The organism is Mycobacterium sp. IS-2888 (assembly GCF_001954215.1).
Taxonomy (GTDB): Bacteria; Actinomycetota; Actinomycetes; order Mycobacteriales; family Mycobacteriaceae; genus Mycobacterium.
The window spans coordinates 41,063-63,524 of sequence record NZ_MBET01000014.1; the positions used below are offsets into that span (position 1 = coordinate 41,063).

Annotated in this window: 16 protein-coding genes; 2 read left to right on the plus strand and 14 right to left on the minus strand. The window is 67.5% G+C overall.

Annotation, left to right across the window (positions count from 1 at the left end):
• The 4 genes from A5745_RS02310 to fdxA all read right to left on the minus strand — a co-directional run bounded on the left by A5745_RS02310 (window position 1) and on the right by fdxA (window position 5,183).
• Entirely contained in the window at window positions 1-1,245 is a 1,245-nt protein-coding gene (locus A5745_RS02310) for an alpha/beta hydrolase (RefSeq protein WP_076114961.1), read from the minus strand.
• Window positions 1,242-3,617: an APC family permease gene (locus A5745_RS02315; protein ID WP_076114962.1), complete on the minus strand. Its 2,376-nt coding sequence runs from the start codon at window positions 3,615-3,617 to the stop codon at window positions 1,242-1,244. The genes A5745_RS02310 and A5745_RS02315 overlap by 4 nt, the downstream gene beginning before the upstream one ends.
• Window positions 3,618-3,717: 100 nt before the next feature.
• Window positions 3,718-4,830: a succinyldiaminopimelate transaminase gene (gene dapC, locus A5745_RS02320; RefSeq protein WP_076114963.1), complete on the minus strand. Its 1,113-nt coding sequence runs from the start codon at window positions 4,828-4,830 to the stop codon at window positions 3,718-3,720.
• Between the two features lie 26 nt (window positions 4,831-4,856).
• A complete protein-coding gene (fdxA, locus tag A5745_RS02325) occupies window positions 4,857-5,183 on the minus strand; it encodes a ferredoxin (RefSeq protein ID WP_076057793.1) in 327 nt (108 codons plus the stop codon).
• Window positions 5,184-5,616: 433 nt separating this feature from the next.
• Here fdxA and A5745_RS02330 point away from each other — a divergent pair, with 433 nt between their 5' ends.
• The gene (locus tag A5745_RS02330; protein WP_076057822.1) at window positions 5,617-5,940 is read left to right on the plus strand and encodes a hemophore-related protein; all 324 of its coding nucleotides are present in this window, start codon (window positions 5,617-5,619) and stop codon (window positions 5,938-5,940) included.
• Window positions 5,941-5,959: 19 nt separating this feature from the next.
• On the opposite strand, the gene A5745_RS02335 is transcribed toward A5745_RS02330, so the two are convergent.
• From A5745_RS02335 to mshB, 4 genes are all read right to left on the minus strand, one after another.
• Complete coding sequence (locus A5745_RS02335; protein WP_076114992.1) at window positions 5,960-6,733, minus strand: maleylpyruvate isomerase N-terminal domain-containing protein; 774 nt, start codon at window positions 6,731-6,733, stop codon at window positions 5,960-5,962.
• A gap of 30 nt (window positions 6,734-6,763) precedes the next feature.
• The gene (locus A5745_RS02340; RefSeq protein ID WP_083662658.1) at window positions 6,764-9,385 is read right to left on the minus strand and encodes a bifunctional FO biosynthesis protein CofGH; all 2,622 of its coding nucleotides are present in this window, start codon (window positions 9,383-9,385) and stop codon (window positions 6,764-6,766) included.
• 97 nt (window positions 9,386-9,482) lie between these two features.
• Window positions 9,483-9,944, minus strand: a complete 462-nt coding sequence (locus A5745_RS02345; RefSeq protein WP_076057791.1) for a hypothetical protein — start codon at window positions 9,942-9,944, stop codon at window positions 9,483-9,485.
• A 92-nt stretch (window positions 9,945-10,036) separates the two neighbouring features.
• On the minus strand, window positions 10,037-10,951 hold the full coding sequence (gene mshB / locus A5745_RS02350; RefSeq protein ID WP_076114965.1) for an N-acetyl-1-D-myo-inositol-2-amino-2-deoxy-alpha-D-glucopyranoside deacetylase: 915 nt from the start codon (window positions 10,949-10,951) through the stop codon (window positions 10,037-10,039).
• A 56-nt stretch (window positions 10,952-11,007) separates the two neighbouring features.
• On the opposite strand from mshB, the gene A5745_RS02355 reads away from it, so the two are divergent.
• Complete coding sequence (locus A5745_RS02355; protein ID WP_076057789.1) at window positions 11,008-11,619, plus strand: TetR/AcrR family transcriptional regulator; 612 nt, start codon at window positions 11,008-11,010, stop codon at window positions 11,617-11,619.
• A 7-nt stretch (window positions 11,620-11,626) separates the two neighbouring features.
• Here the strand turns inward: A5745_RS02355 and A5745_RS02360 are convergent, their stop codons facing one another.
• The 6 genes from A5745_RS02360 to A5745_RS02385 form a co-directional block, all read right to left on the minus strand.
• The gene (locus A5745_RS02360; protein ID WP_175879751.1) at window positions 11,627-13,561 is read right to left on the minus strand and encodes an ABC transporter family substrate-binding protein; all 1,935 of its coding nucleotides are present in this window, start codon (window positions 13,559-13,561) and stop codon (window positions 11,627-11,629) included.
• A 46-nt stretch (window positions 13,562-13,607) separates the two neighbouring features.
• Complete coding sequence (gene typA, locus A5745_RS02365) at window positions 13,608-15,494, minus strand: translational GTPase TypA (RefSeq protein WP_076114967.1); 1,887 nt, start codon at window positions 15,492-15,494, stop codon at window positions 13,608-13,610.
• Window positions 15,495-15,633: 139 nt separating this feature from the next.
• Complete coding sequence (gene narI, locus A5745_RS02370) at window positions 15,634-16,362, minus strand: respiratory nitrate reductase subunit gamma (RefSeq protein ID WP_076114993.1); 729 nt, start codon at window positions 16,360-16,362, stop codon at window positions 15,634-15,636.
• Between the two features lie 11 nt (window positions 16,363-16,373).
• Window positions 16,374-17,051 (minus strand): nitrate reductase molybdenum cofactor assembly chaperone, encoded by a 678-nt coding sequence (gene narJ / locus A5745_RS02375; RefSeq protein WP_076114968.1) that lies wholly within the window; start codon window positions 17,049-17,051, stop codon window positions 16,374-16,376.
• A gap of 2 nt (window positions 17,052-17,053) precedes the next feature.
• Window positions 17,054-18,727 (minus strand): nitrate reductase subunit beta, encoded by a 1,674-nt coding sequence (gene narH / locus A5745_RS02380; RefSeq protein WP_076114969.1) that lies wholly within the window; start codon window positions 18,725-18,727, stop codon window positions 17,054-17,056.
• Window positions 18,727-22,401, minus strand: a complete 3,675-nt coding sequence (locus tag A5745_RS02385) for a nitrate reductase subunit alpha (protein ID WP_076114970.1) — start codon at window positions 22,399-22,401, stop codon at window positions 18,727-18,729. The genes narH and A5745_RS02385 overlap by 1 nt, the downstream gene beginning before the upstream one ends.
• Window positions 22,402-22,462: the final 61 nt, after the last annotated feature.

The following is a 22,462-nucleotide window of genomic DNA, read 5'->3' on the forward strand; positions in this document are numbered from 1 at the left end:
CTATACGGAAACCGCGCGCTTCGCGTAGATCTCGGCGAGGAACTGCTCGACGGCCACCGCGGCGTGCGCCGCGCGGGCCGACCCGAAGATGTCGAAAGCGTGCTGTGCGTACGGTAATTCGGCGTAGACGACCGGCTGGCGGCTGACCTCGGTGAGCCGTGCGACAAAGCTGCGGGCCTGTTCAACCGGGATCAGCGAGTCGTTGGTTCCGTGCAGCACGAAGAACGGCGGCGCGTCGGCGCTGACATGGGTGATCGGCGAGGCGACGCGAAAGGGCTCGGCGATCTCCGTCCGGCTCAACTTGAATACCTGCTTCGCCACCATCGGCACCATCAGCGGATGCATGGAGTCGTCGGTTCGGGTGAAGTCGTAGACCCCGTAGAACGGCACCGCCGCATGCACCCGGGTGTCGGCCTCCTCGAAACCCGGCTGGAACCGCGGATCATTCGGCGTCAGCGCGGCCAGCGACGACAGGTGCCCGCCGGCCGAGCCACCGGTGATCGCGATCCACTCCGGATCACCGCCGTAGGCGGCGATGTGCTCTTTCGTCCACGCGATCGCACGCTTGACGTCGACGATCTGGTCGGGCCAGGTAGAGCGCGGGCTGAGCCGGTAGTTGATCGCGACACAGATCCAGCCGAGCTCGGCCAGATGGCTCATCAACGGATGTGCTTGTCCCCGTTTGTTTCCGGTCACCCAGGCGCCGCCGGGGACCTGCAGCAGGACCGGGGCGTGACCGTCGCGGTCGAGGTCGGGCCGTCGCCAGATGTCGAGATGATTGCGCGAGCCGTACTCCCCGTAGCTGATGTCGCCGTCGTGCGCGTAGTCGCGGTAGATCCGCAGCATTCGGGCCACACCGGGTTTCTTCGCGGTCGCACCGCCGGGCGCGGGGCGCCGCCACAGATCGCCCGACTCGGTGCGACGGTCGGGGCCCAGGCCGGCATCGAGCGCGGCGGTCAGTGGCTCGTTGGCATTGCGCCCGACGTGGCGCAGGCCCAGGAGCCCGAGCCAAGACAGCGCCGACAGCAGCCAGCTGAATCGGCGTACCCGCGGCGGCAGTCCGCGCGAGACCGACGCCAGCGCCGCGAACTGCACGCCGAGTGATTGCATCGGAAGTTCCGACGCGAAAACGCCGTAGCCGAACGCATACATGGCGCCGTACGGCCGCTTGGTCAGCGGCCGATAGCCATTGGCGGTGAATGCGAAGCCCAACACGGAGACCAACACTGCTGCCAGTCGCTTCACGCGTGTCCTTTCTGTTCCCCGGACTCCCCCGAATCGCCCGGCCTGCCGGCCTTCGCCGGGTCCTCGATCACCTGATATGTCGGGTCGACCAACGACATGGGCCGGTTGCCCGTCTGCTTCGGCTTGCCGGTAATCCGCAACAACTGCCCGGGCTGGATGTCTGCGCCCCCATGTCCTGGACGGAACGTCACGCTGATCTCGCCGGTGTTATCACCGATGACGACCTGCCGCCGGGTCCGCCTACCTTCGTTGACGTCCTCGACCTGATTCACCCGTCCTTCAAAGGTGGCGCGCTGGCCGGGGATCAGTCCCGCCACCGTAATCACCGACGGCCCAGGGTCGGGGTGTTCATACGCTTCGACGTTCTCCTCTTCGTCCTCGTTAACCCATGCCTCCACCTTCTCGAGCTCGCGCGCGATCCGTTGCTCGAAGTTGTCGGGGTATGCCTGCTGGATTCGCGACTGCACGTCGTAGGGCACGATCGTCGCCGCGGCATCCGGGATCAGGCTGACCGCGCGGGAGACCTTGTCAGCGGTGCGGTCGTGCAGCAGCCGACCCAGCAGCGGCGCATACGTGCGACGTGGCAGCAACACCGTCACATTGGTGTTCCGCTGCTCATCGCGCGCCTTGGCGACCAGCATCTGCGCGGCACGGGTGATCCGCCGGTCCGGGCAGTCCACCACCCGCAGTGGCGTGTCGAGTTCGAAGTGATCCCAACGCTTTCGGATCAGCTGCGCGTGGGCTTCATCGACCATGAAGTGCACGGCGACAAGCTCGTCGGCGCGCAGCCCCCGGCCGTAGCGCAGCGCTTCGATGACCGCGAGGTCGACCGAGTTCACAAACACGAAAACTTTGTGCCGCGCGTACTTCACCAACTCCGGGCGGTCGGTACGGAACATCTCGAGAATGGCCGCCTCGGCACGATATTCGCGGTTGAGTCGCATCAGCACGAACACCAGTAGCGGGAAGACGACGACGACCAACCACGCGCCCTCGGTGAACTTGGCGACCGCGAAGATGCCGACCACGATGGTCGACAGGATCGCCGCGGATAGGTTGATCGCCAGCCGCCGTCGCCAACCCGATTCCCGGTGCGTCAGATGATGTTTGGTCATTCCGTAACCGGCCATCGAGAACCCGGTGAACACGCCGATCGCGTAGAACGGGACCAACGCGTTGACCGACCCCCCGGTGATAATCAGCAAGGCTACCGAGAGCGCCGTCAACGCGATGATTCCGTTCGAAAACACCAGGCGGTGGCCGCGTTTCGTCAGCTGGCGCGGCAGGAATCGATCTTCTGCGACGAAGCTGGCCAGCGCAGGGAATCCGTTGAAACTGGTGTTTGCGCCCGTGAAAAGGATGGCAGCGGTGGATGTCTGAACGAGGATATAGAGGATGTCACCGATTACACCGTGACCGAAGACCGCGCGGCCGATTTGCGACAGGACCGACGGATACTCGGTGACATACGGTGTGGCATGCGTGACGTAGGCGAGATAGGCGACACCGGCCAGTAAGAAGCCGAGAATAGTAGCCATCGCGGTGAGCACTCGACGCGCGTTGCGGCCCTGCGGCTTTCGAAACACATCGACGGTGTTCGAGATTGCCTCGACCCCCGTCAGCGACGAGCCTCCATTGGCGAACGAGCGCAGCAACGTCAGAACCGTCGCGCCCATCACCAATCCGCCACCCTGCTGGACTGGCACCGTGCCCGGCAGGTGCGCGGGGTCGTACACCGGTAGATCGCCGAATGTCACGCGAAGGATGCCGACCACGATCATCAGGCCGATCATGACGACGAAGAAGTAGGTCGCGAATGCGAACTGCCAGCCCGCCTCCCTCAGTCCGCGCAGGTTCAGGTAGCAGATGACCAGCACGACCGCGACCGTGATTTGCAGGCTGTGCGGACCCAAGACGGGGATCGCCGATACCACCGCCACCGTCCCGGCTGCGGATTGCACCGCCACGGTGACCACATAGTCGATCAACAGAGCCGCGGCGGCGACCTGCGCCACCCGCGGCCCGAAGTTCTCCCGCGCCACGATGTAGGAACCACCGGCTCGGGTATAGGCCATGACGACCTGCCGATACGACGCGGCAACCAACACCAGAATCAGCAAGATGACGCCGGTGATGGGAAGCAACAACACAAACGCCGCCAGCCCTGCACGCGGCAGCAGTTCGATCAGGATCTGCTCGGGCCCGTAAGCGGTCGACGAGATCGCGTCGGGCGAAAGCGCCCCCAGCGCAACCGGATTCGATAGCTTCTCGGATGCCAACTCCTCGGTGATCAGCGGCTTGCCCAGAAAGACACGCTTGGCCAGGTCCCCTATTGACACCGGGATCCGCAGCTTGCCAGCCGAAGTTGTCACAACCACATCCTTACCCGAGGTCGGAGCGCCTGCGATGCATTCTGCCGCCCGCCCCGGCCGCGCGGCAGGCGGACCGGCCATATTCGTGGCCGGGCGGCGATCAGGCCTCAGCCGGCGCGGTGAGCCGGCCCACCGCGGCCGCGATGCGCTCGTCGGTGGCGGTCAGCGCGACGCGCACGTGCCGCGCACCGCCCGGGCCGTAGAACTCGCCGGGTGCGACGAGGATGCCGCGCTGCGCGAACCACGCGACGCTGTCCCGGCAGGGCTCGCCGCGGGTGGCCCACAGGTACAGGCCGCCTTCGGAAAAGTCGACAACAAAACCGGCCGAGCGCAGCGCCGGCGCCAGCGCGGCCCGCCGGCGGGCGTATCGCTCACGCTGCAGCTTGTCGTGGACGTCGTCATCCAGCGCGGCCGTCATCGCGGCCTGCACCGGCGTCGGCACCATCATCCCGGCGTGCTTGCGCACCGCCAGGAGCTCGGCGACGAGCCCCGGATCCCCCGCGACGAAACCCGCCCGATAGCCGGCCAGCGACGAGCTCTTGGAGAGCGAATGCACCGCCAGCAGCCCGGTGTGGTCGCCGTCGCAGACCGACGGGTGCAGCACCGATAGCGGTTCGGCGTCCCAGCCCAAGCCCAGGTAACACTCGTCGGAAGCCACGACAACGCCCCGCTCGCGCGCCCATCCGACCACCTTGCGCAGGTGGTCGAGGCCGAGCACGCGCCCGGTCGGGTTGCTCGGCGAATTGAGGTAGAACAACGCCGGTGACTGCGGGCCGAGTTGGGTCAGCGAGTCCGCGCGCAGCACTTGCGCCCCGGCCAGGCGGGCGCCGACCTCATAGGTGGGGTAGGCCAGCTCCGGCACCACGACCACGTCGGCGGCGCCCAGACCCAACAGTGTTGGCAGCCAGGCGATGAGCTCTTTGGTCCCGATCACGGGCAGCACCGCCGACTCGCCCAGCCCGGTAATGCCGAAGCGGCGGTCAAGCGCGGCGACCGCGGATTCCCGCAGCCGCACGGTGCCGGCCGTCGCCGGGTACCCTGGCGCCGCGCGGGCGGCCGCCAGCGCCTCCCGGATCACCGTGGCGACCGGGTCGACCGGCGTGCCGACCGACAGGTCGACGATGCCGTCGGGATGGTCCCCGGCCAGCGCCTTGGCGTCGGCCAAGGTGTCCCAGGGGAATTCCGGCAGGGACGCCGAAACAAGCCGGGCCATCCCGGGCTTACGCGGCACCGGCCCGCTCAGTCGCCTTCGCCCTGCGGCGCCAGATCCTTGACCACCTGCGGGTCGTTCTCGGTCATGCCGACCTTGGCCGCGCCACCCGGGGAGCCCAGCTCAACGAAGAAGTCTGCGTTGATCTGCGTGTACTGGCTCCATTGCTCGGGCACGTCGTCTTCGTAGTAGATCGCTTCGACAGGGCAGACCGGTTCACAGGCCCCACAGTCGACGCACTCGTCAGGGTGGATGTAGAGCATCCGAGCGCCCTCGTAGATGCAATCGACGGGGCACTCCTCGATGCATGCCTTGTCCTTGATGTCGACGCAAGGCTCGGCGATCGTGTACGTCACGGACGTCTCCTCAAGGTCTCCTCCATGTACTGCTCGGTGTGGGCTGCCGTTTGCTTCGCCGCGGTGCTCCAGGCCTCGCAAAATGCAAAGCTTTCGGTTACTGATACTAGACGTTGCACATACACGTCAACTACCCGGCACGCACTGGAGGACTGGCGTTCTATAAACCTAGTCGCCATAGCAAAGCATGACCGCGGTCCGTGCCCAAGTCGCGGGGTCGAAGCTGTGAGTTGGTATAGCGTTCACCGGCGACGACGAACGCCGCCAAGCCGATGACCTGCAGATAGTTACATTCGGGCGGCGGCGTACGAATAGTCACGCGAAAGGGAACGCCCACGGCGCCTGGTAGCCTCGCAGAGGACGGCAAACCGCTGGGCAGAGATGTCGTCGCCGTCAACAGCGGTGCATAACTGGGGAAGGTGTCCGATAAATGATGACGCTGTCGTTGGGGAAGTTGGCAGCCGCAGTTGGCGGCGTGGCAGTGGCGCTGAGCGCTGCCACCGGGGTCGCGTCCGCGGATCCGATCGTCGACACGACCTGCAACTACGGGCAGGTGATGGCGGCGCTTAACGCGACCGATCCGGCAACTGCCGCGCAATTGAACTCATCGCCGGTGGCGCAGAACTACTTGCGGCAGTTCCTCGCCGCGCCGCCGCCGAAGCGCCAGCAGATGGCCGCGCAGATCCGGGCGATGCCGCAGGCCGCCCAGTTCATGGGCACCATCGAGAACGTCGCCGGCGTCTGCAACAACTACTGAGCCGACCGGCTCAGGTAGTTCAGTAGCCGCTGAGTAGTCGGCGCACGCGACCCAAGGTTTCGGCGCCGACTCGGCTGCAGATCCTGGACGGGTCGCCGGGTCGGCGGCCCCACAGGAGCAAAACCCGTGCTGCGGCATCGGTTTCGAGTGTGGCCGGACCCACCGCGTCGGCGAATCCGACGGTGGTGTGGTCCGCGTCCGCGCTGAGGACGACGTCGTCGGTCTCGGGAACTCGCAGCCGGGCCTCGATTCGCTCACCCGAGCCGATTTCCTTGGCGCCCTTGGCGAGCAGCGGGCGTCCCACCGCGACGACGCTGTGCGTCGTCATCCACGGCTCCGCTAGCGCGGTCTGGAAGGCGACGCTCTTGTCGCAGTCGCCGGTGATGTCCCAGCCGTGCAGGACGAGTTCTTCGCGCATGTGCTCGGCGAACCAGGGCACCTTCATGGTGCGTCCGGTCCAGGCGACATCGGTGTCGGCGGGAACCGCTTCGGCTGCCACGGCGACCTCGTTCAGGGTGGCCATGCGGTCGAGGAGGGCATCCCACAGGTCGGCATCGTTGAGCGCGCGCAGGGGGCCTTCCCGTTCTTCGAAACTGCGGGTGCCGACGGGTTCGCCTTCCAGGTGTGCGCCCAGCACTCGGGCGAGCTCCTCGGCGTTCCCGGCTTGATGGGCCACGATGTCGCGTACCGTCCAGGCTTCACACCAGGTCCCGGTATCCGGGCGGCGCTGCTGCACGGCGTCCGCGAAGGGCTGCCATTCGGGAAATCGGTCGGTATCGATCTGTCGTTTCACGGCCTCGGGTATACCCGCTGCCTCCGACACCTACGCGGCGAGCGGCGAATAGGTGGTGGTGCGCTGCCGGGCGGGGCGGCCGATGCCCTCGGCGATCGCGGTCAGTTCGGCCACCGTTTTCGCCGACCCGTGCTCCGAGCCGGCCATCCGCGAGATGGTCTCCTCCATCAGCGTGCCGCCCAGGTCGTTGGCGCCGCCGTTGAGCATCACCTGCGTGCGCGCGACACCGAGCTTGACCCAGCTGGTTTGAATGTGAGAAATGCGGCCGTGCAACATGATCCGCGCCAGCGCGTGCACCGCCCGGTTGTCGCGATGGGTGGGGCCGGGACGGGCGGCGCCGGCGAGATACAACGGCGAACTCTGGTGCACGAACGGCAGCGGCACAAACTCGGTGAAACCGCCGGTGCGGTCCTGGATTTCGCGCAACACGTTGAGGTGTCCGACCCAGTGCCGGGGACTGTCGACGTGCCCGTACATCATCGTCGACGACGACCTCAGGCCCACCTCGTGCGCGGTGGTCACGATCTCGATCCACATCGACGTCGGCAGCTTGCCCTTGGTGAGCACCCAGCGCACCTCGTCGTCCAGGATCTCGGCGGCGGTGCCGGGGATGGTGTCCAGCCCGGCCTCCCGCAGGCTGATCAGCCACTCGCGGACGCTCAACCCGCTCTTGGTCACGCCGTTGGCGATCTCCATCGGGGAGAACGCGTGCACGTGCATCGACGGGACGCGGGCCTTGACGGCGCGGACCAGGTCGGCGTAGCCGGTGACCGGCAGCTCGGGGTCGATCCCGCCCTGCATGCAGACCTCGGTGGCGCCCTCGACGTGCGCCTCCCAGGCGCGGTCGGCGACCTCGTCGGTGGACAAGGAGTACGCGTCGGCGTCACCCTTGCGCTGCGCGAACGCGCAGAACCGGCAGCCGGTGTAGCAGATGTTGGTGAAATTGATGTTGCGATTCACCACGAACGTCACGTCGTCACCGACCACGTCACGACGTAGCGAATCGGCCAGTGCAGCAACCGCTTCCAGCGCGGCACCGTCGGCTGTCGCCAACGCCAGGTACTCCTCGTCGGTGCAGCCGGCGGGATCGCGTTCGGCCGATCGCAACGCCGCAAGGACATCGGTGTCGATGCGTTCGGGCGCGTGCGCGGCGAGCTCGTGCACGTGTGCACGGATCGATTCCCAATCGCCGAAGGCGCTATCGAGATCGCTGCGCGCCTCGGTGTTGCGTCCCTCGGAGTCGATCGCCGCATTGAGGTCGACCCGGCCGGAGGACTCCACGTCGTCGGGCTCCTGCCAGGGCATGCCGACCGGGTTGACGTCGCGGGCCAAACCGGTCGCCGGATCGGCCAGTGCCACAACGTGTCCCCGCACCCGTGGGTCGATCCACGCGGCGCCCGCCTGCACGTATTTCGGCTGCGCGGTCAACCGCTGCATCAACTCGTATCCTGCTTCGGCGGTGACGGCGGCCAGCTCGTCCAAAGCGGGCCAGGGCCGTTCCGGGTTGACGTGGTCGGGCGTCAACGGCGACACCCCGCCCCAGTCGTCGACTCCGGCGGCCACCAGTGCCAGGCACTCCTCGCGCGACACCAGATTGGGCGGCGCCTGGATGCGCATGCCGGGACCCAACACCAATCGCGCGACCGCCACCGTTGCCAGGTAGTCCTCGATCCCGGCGTCGGGGAAGCCGGCCATCGCGGTGTGTTCCTTGGCCCGGAAATTCTGCACGATCACTTCCTGGACGTGCCCGAACTCCTTGTGCGACTTGCGAATCGCGTGCAAGGTGTCGGCCCGTTCGGGCAGCGTCTCCCCGATCCCCACCAGCAGTCCGGTGGTGAACGGGATGGACAGCCGGCCCGCATCGGTCAACGTGCGCAACCGAACCGCCGGGTCTTTGTCCGGGCTGCCGTAGTGCGCAAGCCCTTTCGTCTCGAACAGCCGTCGCGACGTCGTCTCGAGCATCATGCCCATCGACGGCGCCACCGGCTTCAGCCGCGACATCTCCGACCAGCTCATCACCCCGGGATTCAGGTGCGGCAGCAGCCCGGTCTCCTCCAGCACCCGGATCGCCATCGCCCGCACGTAGGAGAGTGTGGAGTCGTAGCCCCGCTCGCCGAGCCAGTCGCGGGCCTCCGGCCAACGTTCCTCGGGCCGGTCGCCCAGTGTGAATAGCGCTTCCTTGCAACCGAGTTCGGCCCCGCGGCGGGCGACGTCGAGGATCTCGTCGGGCTCCATGTACATGCCGGCGCCCTGGGCGCGCAGCCTGCCGGGCACCGTGACAAACGTGCAGTAGTGGCAGCTGTCCCGGCACAGGTGAGTGACCGGGATGAAGACCTTCCGCGAATAGGTGATCGGCAACCGGCCGCCCGGGCCACGCCGACCGGCCGACTCCAGGCCCGCGTCACGCACCCGCGCCGCGCTGGCGCACAAGTCGGCCAGGTCCGCTCCGCGGGCGGTCATCGCGAGGGCCGCCTCGTCCATGTTTAGCGCGACCCCGTCCCGGGCCCGCCGCAACACCCGCCGCAGCGCCGACCGATTGGCCTTGGGCGGAATGACGGGGCTAGGCAGAGCGGTGGGCTCCGGAGGCACCGGTGTCAGTGGCACGTTTGTGTAACTTCCCCACGATCGAATTTCATCCGCGCGTCCCAACATTTTGGAAGCCTGGCAACCATGGCGGGTGCCCTTTGCGCAACAGTAGCGCCAGGCGCCGCCCGGCCCGCGCTCGCATTCCCGGCCATCTCGACGAGCCTCAGCGGTGCACGCTGTAGCGCCACAGCACCCATACCGGTGGCACCACGCCCAGCACGATCAGGATCAACGCCCCGTATGCCATCAGCCCCTTGCCGCCCAGGATGATGTCGTCGGCGGGACCGCCCATGCTGATCGCCGCCACCGTGAGCAGCCAGGTCCACAGCGGCAACGCGGCCACCCGTGGCGAACTCGTCCAGCGCCCCGCGGCCCAGACCAGGGCGGCGTTGACCAATCCACTGATCAATCCGCTGATGGGAAAGGGGACCGTGCCGATATAGAACGGCAGCAGCAGGGCCCCGGCTAGCGCGGACAACACCCCGTCGACAGCCAACAGCGCCAGGACAACGACGCGAATAGCGGGGTCTGTCGTGCCGCTGTCCTCAACAGACGCGGCGCGCGGCTTGGTTTCGGTCAGGTCGGGACGCTGTCGATATTGGAGAGGATGGAGCCGAGTACCCACTGCAGGCTGTCCAGGCGGTCCTGCCAGTGCTGCAGGTTAGGGTCCAGGTCGGGGTCCATGCGAATTCCTTCCGTGGCTGCCTGGTTGGCAGCCTACCGCGTGCCGAATCCGTTGAAACCCAGTCCCGCGAGCAGATCCGTCTCCCAGCCGCGCTCATCGCGATCCCCCGCGGATCCCGCGGCGAGCACGTAATGCTCGTGCGCCAGTATCGGCAGCGCCATGTTGTTCGACAGGGCGCACACCCGGCCGGTCGGGCCGACGACCACCTGGGTGGCGTGCGCGGCGAGCGCGGCCGACTTGGCCGCGAGGGCGTCCGGGCCGGCTTCCACCACGGCGTCGATGTCGGAATCCGCATATCCGAAGTCGAACTCTTCCGCGGGCGGGATCGTCCACCCCGGCAGCAGATCATCGGGCTGCAGGGCGCGCCATCCCGCCACGAATGCGCTCGCCGCGATGACCGCCCAGTAGAACTTCGGGACCGTCCATGGCTCGCCGGGGTAGTCGCCGGTCCCGGCCTTGGGGCCGGCAGATGCGACGGCGGCCGCGGTGACCATGTGGGTGCGGATGTGGTCGGGATGCCCGTAGCCGCCGTTGGGGTCGTATGTCACCACGACGTGGGGGCGCTGCGCGCGAATGATCGCGACCAGCGCCCCGACCGCTTCGCGCTCGTCGGCGTCGATGAACCGCTGCTGTCGCCGCTTTGCCGTGCCGGCCATCCCGGAGTCGCGCCAACGGCCCGCACCGCCGAGATAGACCGGCTCGCCGACGCCGAGCTCGCGCAGCGCGGCGGTTAGCTCACCGATTCGGTACCCGCCGAGTTGGTCCGCGTGGTCGACGGCGAGCCGGGCCCAGCGGTCGCCGATGACCTCGCCCTCCTCGCCGAGCGTGCAGGTGACGACGCTTACCTGTGCGCCGCGGGCGGTGTAGTGGGCGATGGTGGCCCCGTTGCTGAGGCTCTCGTCGTCGGGATGCGCGTGGACGAAAAGCAGCCGCGGGGTCTCAGGCATGGACGCACCCTACCCGCCGCGCGATGAATAGGAACGCCGACGGCTACTATCGAGGAATGGCCCAGCTCACACCAGCCCGCAACGGCAGCCGCAGCCGCCGTCGGGGCGAAGTCCTGGAACGTGCCCTCTACGAGGCCACGTTGGCCGAGCTGACCGAAGTCGGATACGGCGGCCTGACGATGGAAGGGATAGCGGCGCGCGCCCACACCGGCAAAGCGGCGCTGTACCGTCGCTGGGCAACCAAGTGCGAGCTGGTACACGCCGCGCTGGTTTTCGCGTTGCCGCCGGTCCCCGAGCCGCGCTCGGGCCGCCCGGCCAGAGACAACCTGCTGGCGATGTTCACCTCTCACCGCGACATGCTGGCCGGCAAGACCGACTTTCCGGGCCTTTATGTCGTCCAGCAGCTGCTCCACGAACCCGAGATGCGGGCGATCTTCGCCGATGCCGTGGTGAGCCCGCGACTGAAAATCATCGAATCGATCCTGCAAGCCGCCGTCGACTCCGGCGACATCGACCCGGCCACGATCACCCCGCTGACCGCGCGGATCGGACCGGCGTTGATCAACCAACACTTCCTGCTCACCGGGGAACCGCCGAATCGGCGGGAGCTGGCACTCATCGTCGACACCGTGATCCCGGCGCGGGCACCGGCGGCAGCCGTCGACTAGAGGGCCGTCACGGCCCGGTTTTGATCCATTGGCCGGCGTCGCCGACGATGCCGACCGGTACCGCGCCCGACAGGCTGACGTTCCGCACGCTCGGTCCGGCCGCGACGATCGTCGTGTCCTGCAGGATCGGCAACACGGTCGACATGTTCCACAGCCGCGGTTCGACCGCGGTGATCACGTCGTTGATGCTCTTGGTGCCGTTGAGGGCGGCGTCGATGTTCGACTGGATGCTGCGATCGCAGATCCCGGTCAGGTTCGACGGCGCCTGCACCAGCGCGCCGGGATCGGGTGCGCGACTGGGTGGGGTCGACGTCGGCGTCGTGGCGGTGGGGCTCGGCCCCGTGGGCGGCGTGGGCCCGGCAGGGCCGGAGGGACCGGTGGAGGCGGCATTGGTCGGCGTGTTGGCGGTAGGCACCGTCGTCGACTGCAGCGCGGGGCAGCCATAGCGCGAGGCCAGCAGGGTCGCCAGGTTTCCGCCCGCTTGGTGCCATCCGACGATCGCGTCGACCTGGTGGTTGTTCAGCGCGTCGCGATAAAGCGTCACCGGGTCCAGCGCCAGCACCGTCGCGGCGATCCCGACGTTGCGCAGCTGGTCGGCGGCGGTGTTGGCCACCGCGACCGCGGTCGGGTCGTTCGCGGCCACCCCGATGACGAGCGACAGCTGCTGGCCGTCCTTACTGATCCGCCCCCGAATGACTTCCGGCGGCCCGGTGCTCACCGGCGGCGTCGCGCTGGGCGGCGGCGGTACCGGCGACGCCGAGGTGCTGCTCTCGATTTGGTATCCCGACGCCGTCAGCAACGCCAGCGCCGCCGGCGTCGTCATCGCGGGAGGCGCGGTCGGCTCGTAGCCCGGATCGCTGGGCGAACGGATCTGGGCCTGCGCCAGCGTGACGGTGTTGTCACTGCCTGCGCCGACCGCGGCGAGCAGGTCGACGTCGAGCAGCCCCAAGATCGCCTTGCGGACCTGGGTGTCGGACAGCTTGGGCTCGTTGGCGCGCAGCGTGAGCTGCATGACCCGCGGTGTGACGATCCGCGCCGTCCGCACATCGGGGATGGCGGACAACTGCGCGAAGGCCGCGGACCCGCCGTGCACCTGGGCCACCTGAGTATCGCCGTTGCGCACCGAGTCGGCCAGCGCCGCCGGCGCCCCGGCGCGGCGGAACAGGATCAGCGCCGGCTTGGCCGGCGGCCCCCAGTAGCGGTCGTTGCGGGCGATCAGGATTTCGTCGCGCTGCGGATCGATGTTCTCGACGCGGAACTGCCCGCCGGTGACCGGCAGCGCCCGCGCCAGCCCGGCCGCGAAACCGCCCGGCACATCCTTGACGATGTGCGCCGGCAGGATGTCGCTGAACAGCTCCTTCCACGCCGGGTAGGGCTGCGCGAAGGTCACCACCGCCTGCTTGCCGCCCTCGAGCGACTGCACGCCGGTGATGAGGTCGTAGCCGGCGGGATCGACGACGCCGGGCTGACTGACCATCTGATGCCAGAGGTACCAGAAGTCGTCGGCGGCGATCGGGGCGTTGTCGGTCCATTGCGCCTCGGGCCGGATCTTGTAGGTCACCGTGAACGGGTTCTGGCTGGTCACCTCCGCCGAGACCAACAGCGTGGGATCCATCTCCCAGCGCGAACCCGTCGGCGTCCCGGGATCGGGCACCGGCCGAAATGCGCTGGGCAGCACCAGCGAGCTGATCGCCGCGTTCACCGGGGACAGATCGGACAGCAGATGCGGGTTGAACCCGGCACCGATCGAGTCGATTCCCATGATGATCTGGGTGGGCCGCTGCGGCGGCGGTGCCGAGTTGTGCGGCGTATCAGTGCTTTGCGGCGCCGGCGGCGGGCTGACCGTGCACGCCGCCAGCGCCAGCCCGGCCAGCGAGACCACGGCGACCATCGAGAAGCCGAGCTTCGCGAAGAAACGGCGGTGGCGTCTCGGCACGCCCATCAGGGTATCGAGCACCCGCCCAGCAACGCGCCCGACCACGACCGGCCTAACCCCTGGCCTTCGCCCGCGCCCGGCCGCGGGCCCGGGAGGTGGCGTCCAGCTCGACCTTTCGCACTCGCACCACCTCGGGAGTCACCTCGACGCATTCGTCGGGTGCGCAGAATTCCATGGCCCGCTCCAGATCGAGCTCAAGCGGCTTGGCCAACGTCTCGATGACATCGGCGGTCGACGACCGCATGTTGGTGAGCTTCTTCTCGCGGGTGACGTTGATGTCGAGATCCTCTGGGCGCGGGTTGATTCCGACGACCATGCCTTCGTAGGTGTCCTGCCCGGGTTCGACGAAGAACTGCCCGCGATCGGCCAGCTGCAATAGCGCGAACGGCGTGATGGTGCCGGAACGATCGGACACCAGCGACCCCGTGTGCCGGGCCCGGATCTCCCCCGCCCACGGCCGGTACCCGTCGAACACCGCATGGCCGACGCCGGTGCCGCGGGTCTCGGTCAGGAAGTCGGTGCGCCAGCCGATCAGGCCGCGGCTGGGAACGACGAAATCCATGCGGACCCAGCCGGTCGTGTGGTTGGCCATCTCCACCATGCGGCCCTTGCGCGCGGCCATCAGTTGCGTGACCGCCCCGACGTATTCCTCTGGGCAGTCGACGGTCATGGCCTCGAACGGCTCGTGCAGCTTGCCGTCGATGGTCTTGGTGACCACCTGGGGCTTGCCCACCGTCAGTTCGAAGCCCTCGCGGCGCATCTGTTCGACCAGCACGGCCAGGGCCAGCTCGCCGCGCCCCTGCACCTCCCACGCGTCGGGCACGCCGATGTCGACCACGCGGATCGACACGTTGCCCACCAATTCGGCGTCCAGCCGGTTGCGCACCATGCGCGCGGTCAGTTTGTGCCCGGAGACCTTGCCGGCCAGCGGCGAGGTGTTGGTTCCGATGGTCACCGAGATCGCCGGCTCGTCGACCGTAATCCGCGGCAGTGCAACGGGATTCGTTAAGTCGGCCAGCGTGTCGCCGATCATGATCTCCGGCAGGCCGGCGACGGCGACAATATCGCCGGCGATGGCCTCGTCGGTCGGGCGGCGTTCGACGCCCTCGGTGGCCAGCAGCTCGGTAATCTTCGCGGTTGCCGTGGTCTCCTGGCCGTCCACTTCGCGGATCCACGCGACCTGCTGGCCCTTGCGGATGCGCCCGTTGTAGATGCGGATCAGCGCCAGCCGGCCCAGGAAGCTCGACGCGTCGAGGTTGGTCACCAGGGCCTGCAGCGGCGCGCCCGAGTCGCCCTTGGGCTCCGGCACGTACTTTTCCAGGACCTCGAACAGCGGGTCCAGGTTCGACCCGTCGGGAACCTGGCCGTCGGGTGGCTGCGTGGTGCTGGCCACCCCGGCGCGCCCGGACGCGTATAGCGTCGGCAAACCCAGGGCGTGCTCGGCGGCCGCGGCGGCCTCGTCGTCGAGATCCGAGGCGACATCGAGCAACAGGTCGTGGCTGGCCTCGACGACCTCGTCGATGCGCGCATCGGGCCGGTCCGTCTTGTTCACCACGAGAATCACCGGGAGGTGGGCGGCTAGCGCCTTGCGCAGTACGAACCGGGTTTGCGGCAGCGGGCCCTCGGACGCGTCGACCAGCAACAGCACCCCGTCCACCATGGACAGTCCGCGCTCCACCTCACCGCCGAAATCGGCGTGGCCCGGGGTGTCGATCACGTTGATCACCGTGACGGTCCCATCCGGGTCGTGGCGGTGCACGGCGGTGTTCTTGGCCAGGATGGTGATGCCTTTTTCCCGTTCCAGGTCGCCGGTGTCCATCACGCGTTCCTGCACTTCGCCCCGTTCGTGCAACGCGCCGGACTGCCGCAGCATCGCGTCGACCAGCGTGGTTTTGCCGTGGTCCACGTGGGCGACGATGGCGACATTGCGAAATGGCACGTCGGTGATTCTGGCAGCGGGGACCTCAGATAGCGAACTGGCGGATGCCGGACCGCCCTGTGGCGTCGAGTGTGCGGTGACGGCGGTGGGTGTGCGGTGGCGTCGCCGTAGCCGCACACCCCAAGCCCAGGATGGGCACTTACCAGCCGCGGCGGCGCGGTGCCGCGCTGATCAGTTCTTTGTCGGCCACTTCCCGGGTGCGGTACACGATGTAAGGGCGGAACAGGTAGGCGACCGGCGCACTGAACGCGTGCACCAGGCGGGTGAACGGCCACAGGGCAAACAGCGCAAGCGCGATGAACACGTGAATTTGGTAGTAGAACGCCGCGTGCGCCATCAGATCCCCGCGCGGATCGAGGATCCAGATCGACCGGAACCAGACCGACACCTTCTGCCGGTAGTCGTGCAGCTCGCCGAAGTGCGTGGCACCGGCCAGGGTGCAGCACAGCCCCGCCACCAGCGCGCACACCAGCACCAGATACATCAGCTTGTCGTTGCGGGTGGTGGCCAAGAACACCGCCCCGTGCCTGCGCCGCCGGTAGATCAGCAACCCGATGCCGATCAGGGTGGCAAAGCCGGCGGGCACACCGAGCAGCAACGCCTGCAGGTGATAGATGTGATCACTGATCCCGATCGCGCGGGTCCACGATTCCGGAATGAACAGCCCCATGACGTGGCCCATGATGACCAGCAGGCTGCCGAAATGGAACAGCGGGCTGCCGATCGACAACAACTTCGACTCGTAAAGCTGCGACGAACGGGTGGTCCACCCGAACTTGTCGTAGCGATACCGCCACCAGGTGCCGACCGCCGCCACCGACAGCGCGACGTAAGGCGCGTCGTCCCAGAAAATCTCGACCAATTTCATGTGAACCACGGTCACCCTCTTTCGGTGCGCTTCGGCGGGACCGTCAGGGTAAACGGTTGCAGCCCAACGGCTTCCGTGGGAGGTCCGGCCTCTAAAAGATGGCGAGCCAGCCGTTCCGCTCGGCGCGCCTCCTGATCGGTTGCGCCCGGCAACGTTTCGTAAACCGCCGCCACGGCGTGCTGGTACGGCGACTCGGCTTGCGCCAGCGCCCCGTGCAGTACGTCGATGGGGACCCGGTGCTCGGTGAGCAGCCGCCGGCCGGCCTCGGGATCGACGGTCGCGGCGAATTCCAATACAACGGGCAGGTGATCCGGGGCCTCCTTGCGCGGCGGCTCGACACCCGCGTCCCGGTAAGCGCTGGCGAACACCAGCATCTCCCGGCCGCGGTTACGGGTATCGCCGGCGGTCCAGTAGGTCAGGTACATCGTGGCGCGACGGCGCAAGTCGAACGTCTCGACATAATCCGCCGCGGCGGTCATCGGGTCGCGGGCGCGCAGCGCGAGAAGCGTCCGTTCGAGCATCGTTGCGGCGGGCCCGGTGATGTGGTCCAGCAGCTCGCCCACGGTGTCGAGCCGTTGCGCCTGTCCGTCGTCGGGGTAGGCCAGCAGCAGCGAGGCCGCCTGCCACACCAGTCGGTCCTGCATCGCCCGGGAGGACCCGCGGTCGGAAATCTTGGGCAACAACCTCATCGCTACCCCGGGCCTTTGTCGGAGTCCGGGAACAGGCCCGCGGGCACGCCGTTGCCGTCCCAGTTGAGCAGGTTGATCCTGGAGCGGCCGCCGCCGCCCGTGCTACCGGCCCCGGCGGCCGCACCCGTCTGGCGTTGCTGCAGGGCGTGGAAGGTTTCCACGGCGATCGGGACGGGCGCACCGCTGCCCTCCCCGAACGGGCCGGATTCGTACATGCCCGGGCCGCCCTCGAAGGACAACGAGCACCCCATCTCGTCGGCCATCGCGGCCGCGGGCACGTCGGCCACATACGACGTCGGAATCACGTAGCGCTCTTCGTATTTGGCCACCGCGAGCAGCCGGTACATGTTGTAGATCTGTTCTTCGGTCATCCCGACCGCATGCGGGATGTGCGGTTGCGTCTCGCGGCCGAGGTTGATGTCGCGCATATACGACCGCATCGCGGCCAGCCGCTTCAGCACCCCGGCCACCACTTCGGTGTCGCCCGCGGTGAACAGCTCGGCCAGGTACTGGATGGGGATGCGCAGCGCTTCGAGGGCACCGAACAGGTTGCCCAGGTCCTCGCCGTCGTGGCCGTCGTGGCTGACCGCGTCGACCACCGGTGACAGCGGCGGGATGTACCAAACCATCGGCATGGTCCGGTATTCCGGGTGCAGGGGAAGCGCCACCCGGTAGGTGTTGATCAGCGCGTACACCGGTGACCGCTGCGCGGCTTCGATCCACTCGTCTGCGATGCCCTCGGCCCGCGCCGCGGCGATCACCTCGGCATCGTTGGGGTCCAACAGGATCCGGCGCTGCGCCTCGTAGAGGTCCGTGTCGTTTTCCACCGACGCCGCCTCCAGCACGCGGTCCACGTCATAGAGCACCAGCCCGAGATAGCGCAGGCGGCCCACGCAGGTTTCCGAGCACACCGTGGGCAGGCCGACCTCGATGCGCGGATAGCACAGGGTGCACTTCTCGGCCTTGCCGGTCTTGTGGTTGAAATACACCTTCTTGTAAGGACATCCGGACACGCACATCCGCCAGCCCCGGCAGCGATCCTGGTCTACCAGAACGATGCCGTCCTCGCTGCGCTTGTACATCGCCCCCGACGGGCAGGAGGCCACGCACGACGGGTTGAGGCAGTGTTCGCAGATCCGCGGCAGGTAGAACATGAAGGTCTCTTCGAGCTTGAGCTTGACCTCTTGGCTGACCTTCTTCAGAACCGGGTCGTTGGGCACGATCTCCGGCGAGCCGGCGAGGTTGTCGTCCCAGTTCGATCCCCACGACACCTTCATTGGTTCGCCGGTGATCTGGCTGCGCGGCGCGGCCGTCGGGAAGGTGTCCCCGGCCGGGGCCCGGGTCAGGTTCTCGTAGTCGTAGGTCCAGGGCTCGTAGTAGTCGTCGATGGTGGGCAGCTTGGGATTGGCGAAGATGCGCAGCAACTTGTTGATGCGGCCGCCGTCGCGCAGTCGCAGCCGGCCCCTCTTATCGCGAATCCAGCCGCCGCGCCAGCGATCCTGGTCCTCGTAGGTGCGCGGATAGCCCACTCCCGGACGGGTTTCGACGTTGTTGAACCACACGTACTCGGTGCCCGCGCGGTTGGTCCAGGCCTGCTTGCAAGTCACCGAGCAGGTATGGCAGCCGATGCATTTGTCGAGGTTCATCACCATCGCCATCTGCGCCATGACCTTCACTAGTAGGTCACCGCCTGGCTGCGACGGCGCACCACGGTCACCTCGTCGCGCTGGTTGCCGGTGGGGCCGAGGTAGTTGAAGGCGAACGCGTGCTGGCCGTAGCCGCCGGCCAGGTGGCTGGGTTTGATCCGCACCCGAGTCAGCGCGTTGTGGTTGCCGCCGCGCTTGTTGTTGGTCTCGGTGCGCGGCGTGTCCACCGTGCGTTCCTGCACGTGGTAGACGAACACCACGCCGTCGGGCATGCGGTGGCTGACGATGGCCCGGCACACGTAGATACCGTTTGCGTTGCTTGCCTCGACCCAATCGTTATCGCGCACTTTGATTTTCGCCGCATCCCCCGGACTCATCCACATCGTCGGGCCGCCGCGAGACAGCGACAGCATGTACAGGTTGTCCTGGTACGTCGAATGGAACGACCACTTCGAGTGGGGCGTCAAATAGCGCACGGTGAGCCCGATCCCGTCGTATCCGAGCTCAGGCTGGTTGAACAGCCGCGCCATGTCCAGCGGCGGTCGGTACACGGGCAGGTGTTCACCGAGCTCTTCCACCCAGTCGTGGGCGAGATAGAAGTGCATCCGTCCGGTCAGCGTGTGGAACGGCTTGAGGTGCTCGATGTTGATCGTGAACGGCGCGTAGCGGCGGCCGCCGGTCTCGCTACCGGACCACTCCGGGCTGGTGATCACCGGGACCGGGCGAGCCTGGGTGTCGGCGTAGGTGATCCGCCGTTCCTCACTGCCCTCGGCCAGGTGCGCCAGCCGCTGCCCGGTGCGCTTCTCCAGCTCGAGGAAGCCCTCGACGGCCAGGCGCCCGTTGCACGTCCCGGACAGGGCGAGGATGACGTCGGCCATCCGCTCGGCGGTGGTGATCGCCGGACGGCCGGCTGCCGCACCGGAATTCATCACGCCGAACTTCGCGGCCAGCTCGCCGATCTCACGGAAGGGATGGACGGTGTAGCCCTTGACGGTCATGCCGAACTGGTCGACGAGCGGTCCCAGGGTCACCCACTTGTCGTAGATCGCGGCGTAGTCGCGCTCCACCACAGTGAGCTTGCCCATCGTCCTGCCCGGCACCGGCACCTCGTTCGCATGTAGCCAATTGCGTTCGGTGCCATCCGGATACGCCATCGCATCCGGCGTGTCGTGCTGCAGCGCGGTCAGCACGACGTCGTTGCGCGTGCCCAGATGCTGCCGGGCCATGGCGCTGAAGGCACGGGCAATGGCGGCGAACGCTTCGAAGTCCGAACGCGTTTCCCATGGCGGGTCGATCGCGGGCGAAAACGCGTGCACGTAGGGGTGCATGTCGGTGCTGGACAGGTCGTTCTTCTCGTACCACGTCGCCGCGGGCAACACCACGTCCGAAACCAGTGTCGTCGACGTCATCCGGAAGTCGATCGACATCATCAAATCCAGCTTGCCCTCGGGAATCTCCCTGTGAGCGGCCACATCGACGGGCCGCACGCCGTCGGCGGGGGCCTCGCATTGCACGTTTGAGTCCGTGCCGAGCAGATGTTTCAGGAAGTACTCGCCGCCCTTGCCCGACGAGCCGATCAGGTTCGACCGCCAGACCGACAGCACGCGCGGCCAGTTGACGGGATCGTCGGGGTCGGTGATCGATAGCTTCAGCTTGCGCTGGGCGAGCTGCTCGGCGACGTAGTCCGTGACGTCGCGCCCGGCGGCTTCCGCCTCGTCGGCGACGTCGAGGCTGGAGCGGTCGAACTGCGGATAGAACGGGCTCCAGCCCATCGCCGTCGCCGAGGCCAGCACGTCGATCGTGTGCTGGTCGTCGAACTTGCCGCGGCCCAACGGGCTGGACAGCTTGTCCGCCCCGTACGTGTCGTAGCGCCATTGATCGGTGTGCGCATACCAGTACGAGGCGCCGGGCACCTGCCGCGGGGGCCGCGACCAGTCGGTGGCATTCGCCATCGTCTGCCAGCCCGTCAAGGGGCGCACCTTCTCCTGGCCGACATAGTGCGCCCAGCCGCCGCCGTTGCGGCCCATCGACCCGGTCAACATCAGCAGCGCGAGCACCGACCGGTACATCACGTCGCTGTGGAACCAGTGGCAGATGCCACCGCCCATGATCACCATGGATCGCCCGCCGGATTCCTCTGCGTTGCGGGCGAATTCCTTGGCCACCCTGATCGCCTGCGCGGCGGGCACCCCGGTGATGGGTTCCTGCCAGGCCGGGGTGTTCTGCTGACTGGGATCGTCGTAACCGGTCGGCCATTCGCCCGGAAGACCGTCGCGCCGCACCGCGTAATGGGCCAGCATCAGGTCGAACACGGTGCACACTAGGTGCTCGCCGACCCGGCGCACCGGCACGCCGCGACGCACCGTCTCGCCGTGGCCGTCGATGGTGTCGAAGCTGGGCAGCTCGACCAGTCGGACTTCCCGCGTGCCCGCAACGCTCAGCGCCGGGACGACCGGGCCCAGGTCGAGGTTCCATTTCCCGACGCCGTCCTCACCGAACCGGAAGCCCAGGGAACCGTGCGGCACGACGACCCGGTCGGTGACCTCGTCGACCAGGGCGGGCTTGAACGCCGCGTTCTCGACTTCCTCGCCGATGTCGGCCGCCGTCAGGAACTTACCGGGCACCAGCGAGTCGCCGCGCTGCTGCAGCTTGATCAGGAACGGTAGGTCGGTGTAGCGGCGAGCATAGTCGACGAAGAACGGAACCTGCTTGCGCACATAGCATTCCGAGAGAATCACGTGACCCATCGCCATCGCCAGCGCGGCGTCGGTGCCGGCGGCACAGCGCATCCACTCGTCGGCGAACTTGGTGTTGTCGGCGTAATCCGGGCTCACCACAACGACTTTGGTGCCCCGATAGCGGGCCTCGGCCATCCAGTGCGCGTCGGGGGTTCGGGTGATCGGGACGTTGGAGCCCCACATCATCAAATACGACGCGTCCCACCAATCCCCGGACTCGGGCACGTCGGTCTGGTCGCCGAACACCTGCGGCGAGGCCACCGGCAGGTCGGCGTACCAGTCGTAGAACGAGGTCATCACCCCGCCCAGCAGCGAAACGAATCGCGAACCCGCGGCATGGCTGACCATCGACATGGCCGGAATCGGCGTGAAGCCGGCGACCCGGTCCGGGCCGTACGTCTTGATGGTGTGCACGTGGGCCGCGGCGATCAGCTCGGTCGCCTCGGCCCAGGTCACCCGGACCAGCCCACCCTTGCCGCGCGCTTGTTGGTAGCGGCGACGGCGCTCCGGATCGGCCTGGATATCCGCCCACGCGAGCACGGGGTCACCGAGCCGCGCCTTGGCCTCACGGAACATCTCGACCAGCACACCCCGCGCATACGGATAACGCACCCGCGTGGGCGAATAGCTGTACCAGGAGAACGACGCGCCCCGGGGGCAGCCACGCGGCTCGTATTCGGGGCGGTCCGGGCCCACCGATGGGTAGTCAGTCTGCTGGGTTTCCCACGTGATGATCCCGTCCTTGACGTAGATCTTCCACGAGCACGATCCGGTGCAGTTGACCCCGTGCGTGGAGCGGACCACCTTGTCGTGGCTCCACCGGTCGCGGTAGAACACATCACCTTCGCGGCCGCCCTCGCGCGTGACGGTACGCAGATCGGCGGAGAACTCCCCGGGCGTGAAGAAACGCCCACTGCGCTCCAACAACTCCTCGAGCGGTCCACCAACGTGAGGTGTGACAGTCAAACGGTAAACCCCCTACTCAAAACAACGGCGCGCCTCGCTGCCGGGTTCGAATGCGGTAGTC

Bases quoted from the DNA above. Each gene is read 5' to 3' on its own strand.
- A5745_RS02330 (WP_076057822.1), top strand. From the start codon at position 5,617: ATGACGCTGTCGTTGGGGAAGTTGGCAGCCGCAGTTGGCGGCGTGGCA.
- dapC (WP_076114963.1), bottom strand. From the start codon at position 4,830: ATGGCCCGGCTTGTTTCGGCGTCCCTGCCGGAATTCCCCTGGGACACC.
- A5745_RS02355 (WP_076057789.1), top strand. From the start codon at position 11,008: ATGGCCCAGCTCACACCAGCCCGCAACGGCAGCCGCAGCCGCCGTCGG.
- mshB (WP_076114965.1), bottom strand. From the start codon at position 10,951: ATGCCTGAGACCCCGCGGCTGCTTTTCGTCCACGCGCATCCCGACGAC.
- narJ (WP_076114968.1), bottom strand. From the start codon at position 17,051: ATGAGGTTGTTGCCCAAGATTTCCGACCGCGGGTCCTCCCGGGCGATG.
- narI (WP_076114993.1), bottom strand. From the start codon at position 16,362: ATGAAATTGGTCGAGATTTTCTGGGACGACGCGCCTTACGTCGCGCTG.
- A5745_RS02340 (WP_083662658.1), bottom strand. From the start codon at position 9,385: ATGTTGGGACGCGCGGATGAAATTCGATCGTGGGGAAGTTACACAAAC.
- A5745_RS02360 (WP_175879751.1), bottom strand. From the start codon at position 13,561: ATGGGCGTGCCGAGACGCCACCGCCGTTTCTTCGCGAAGCTCGGCTTC.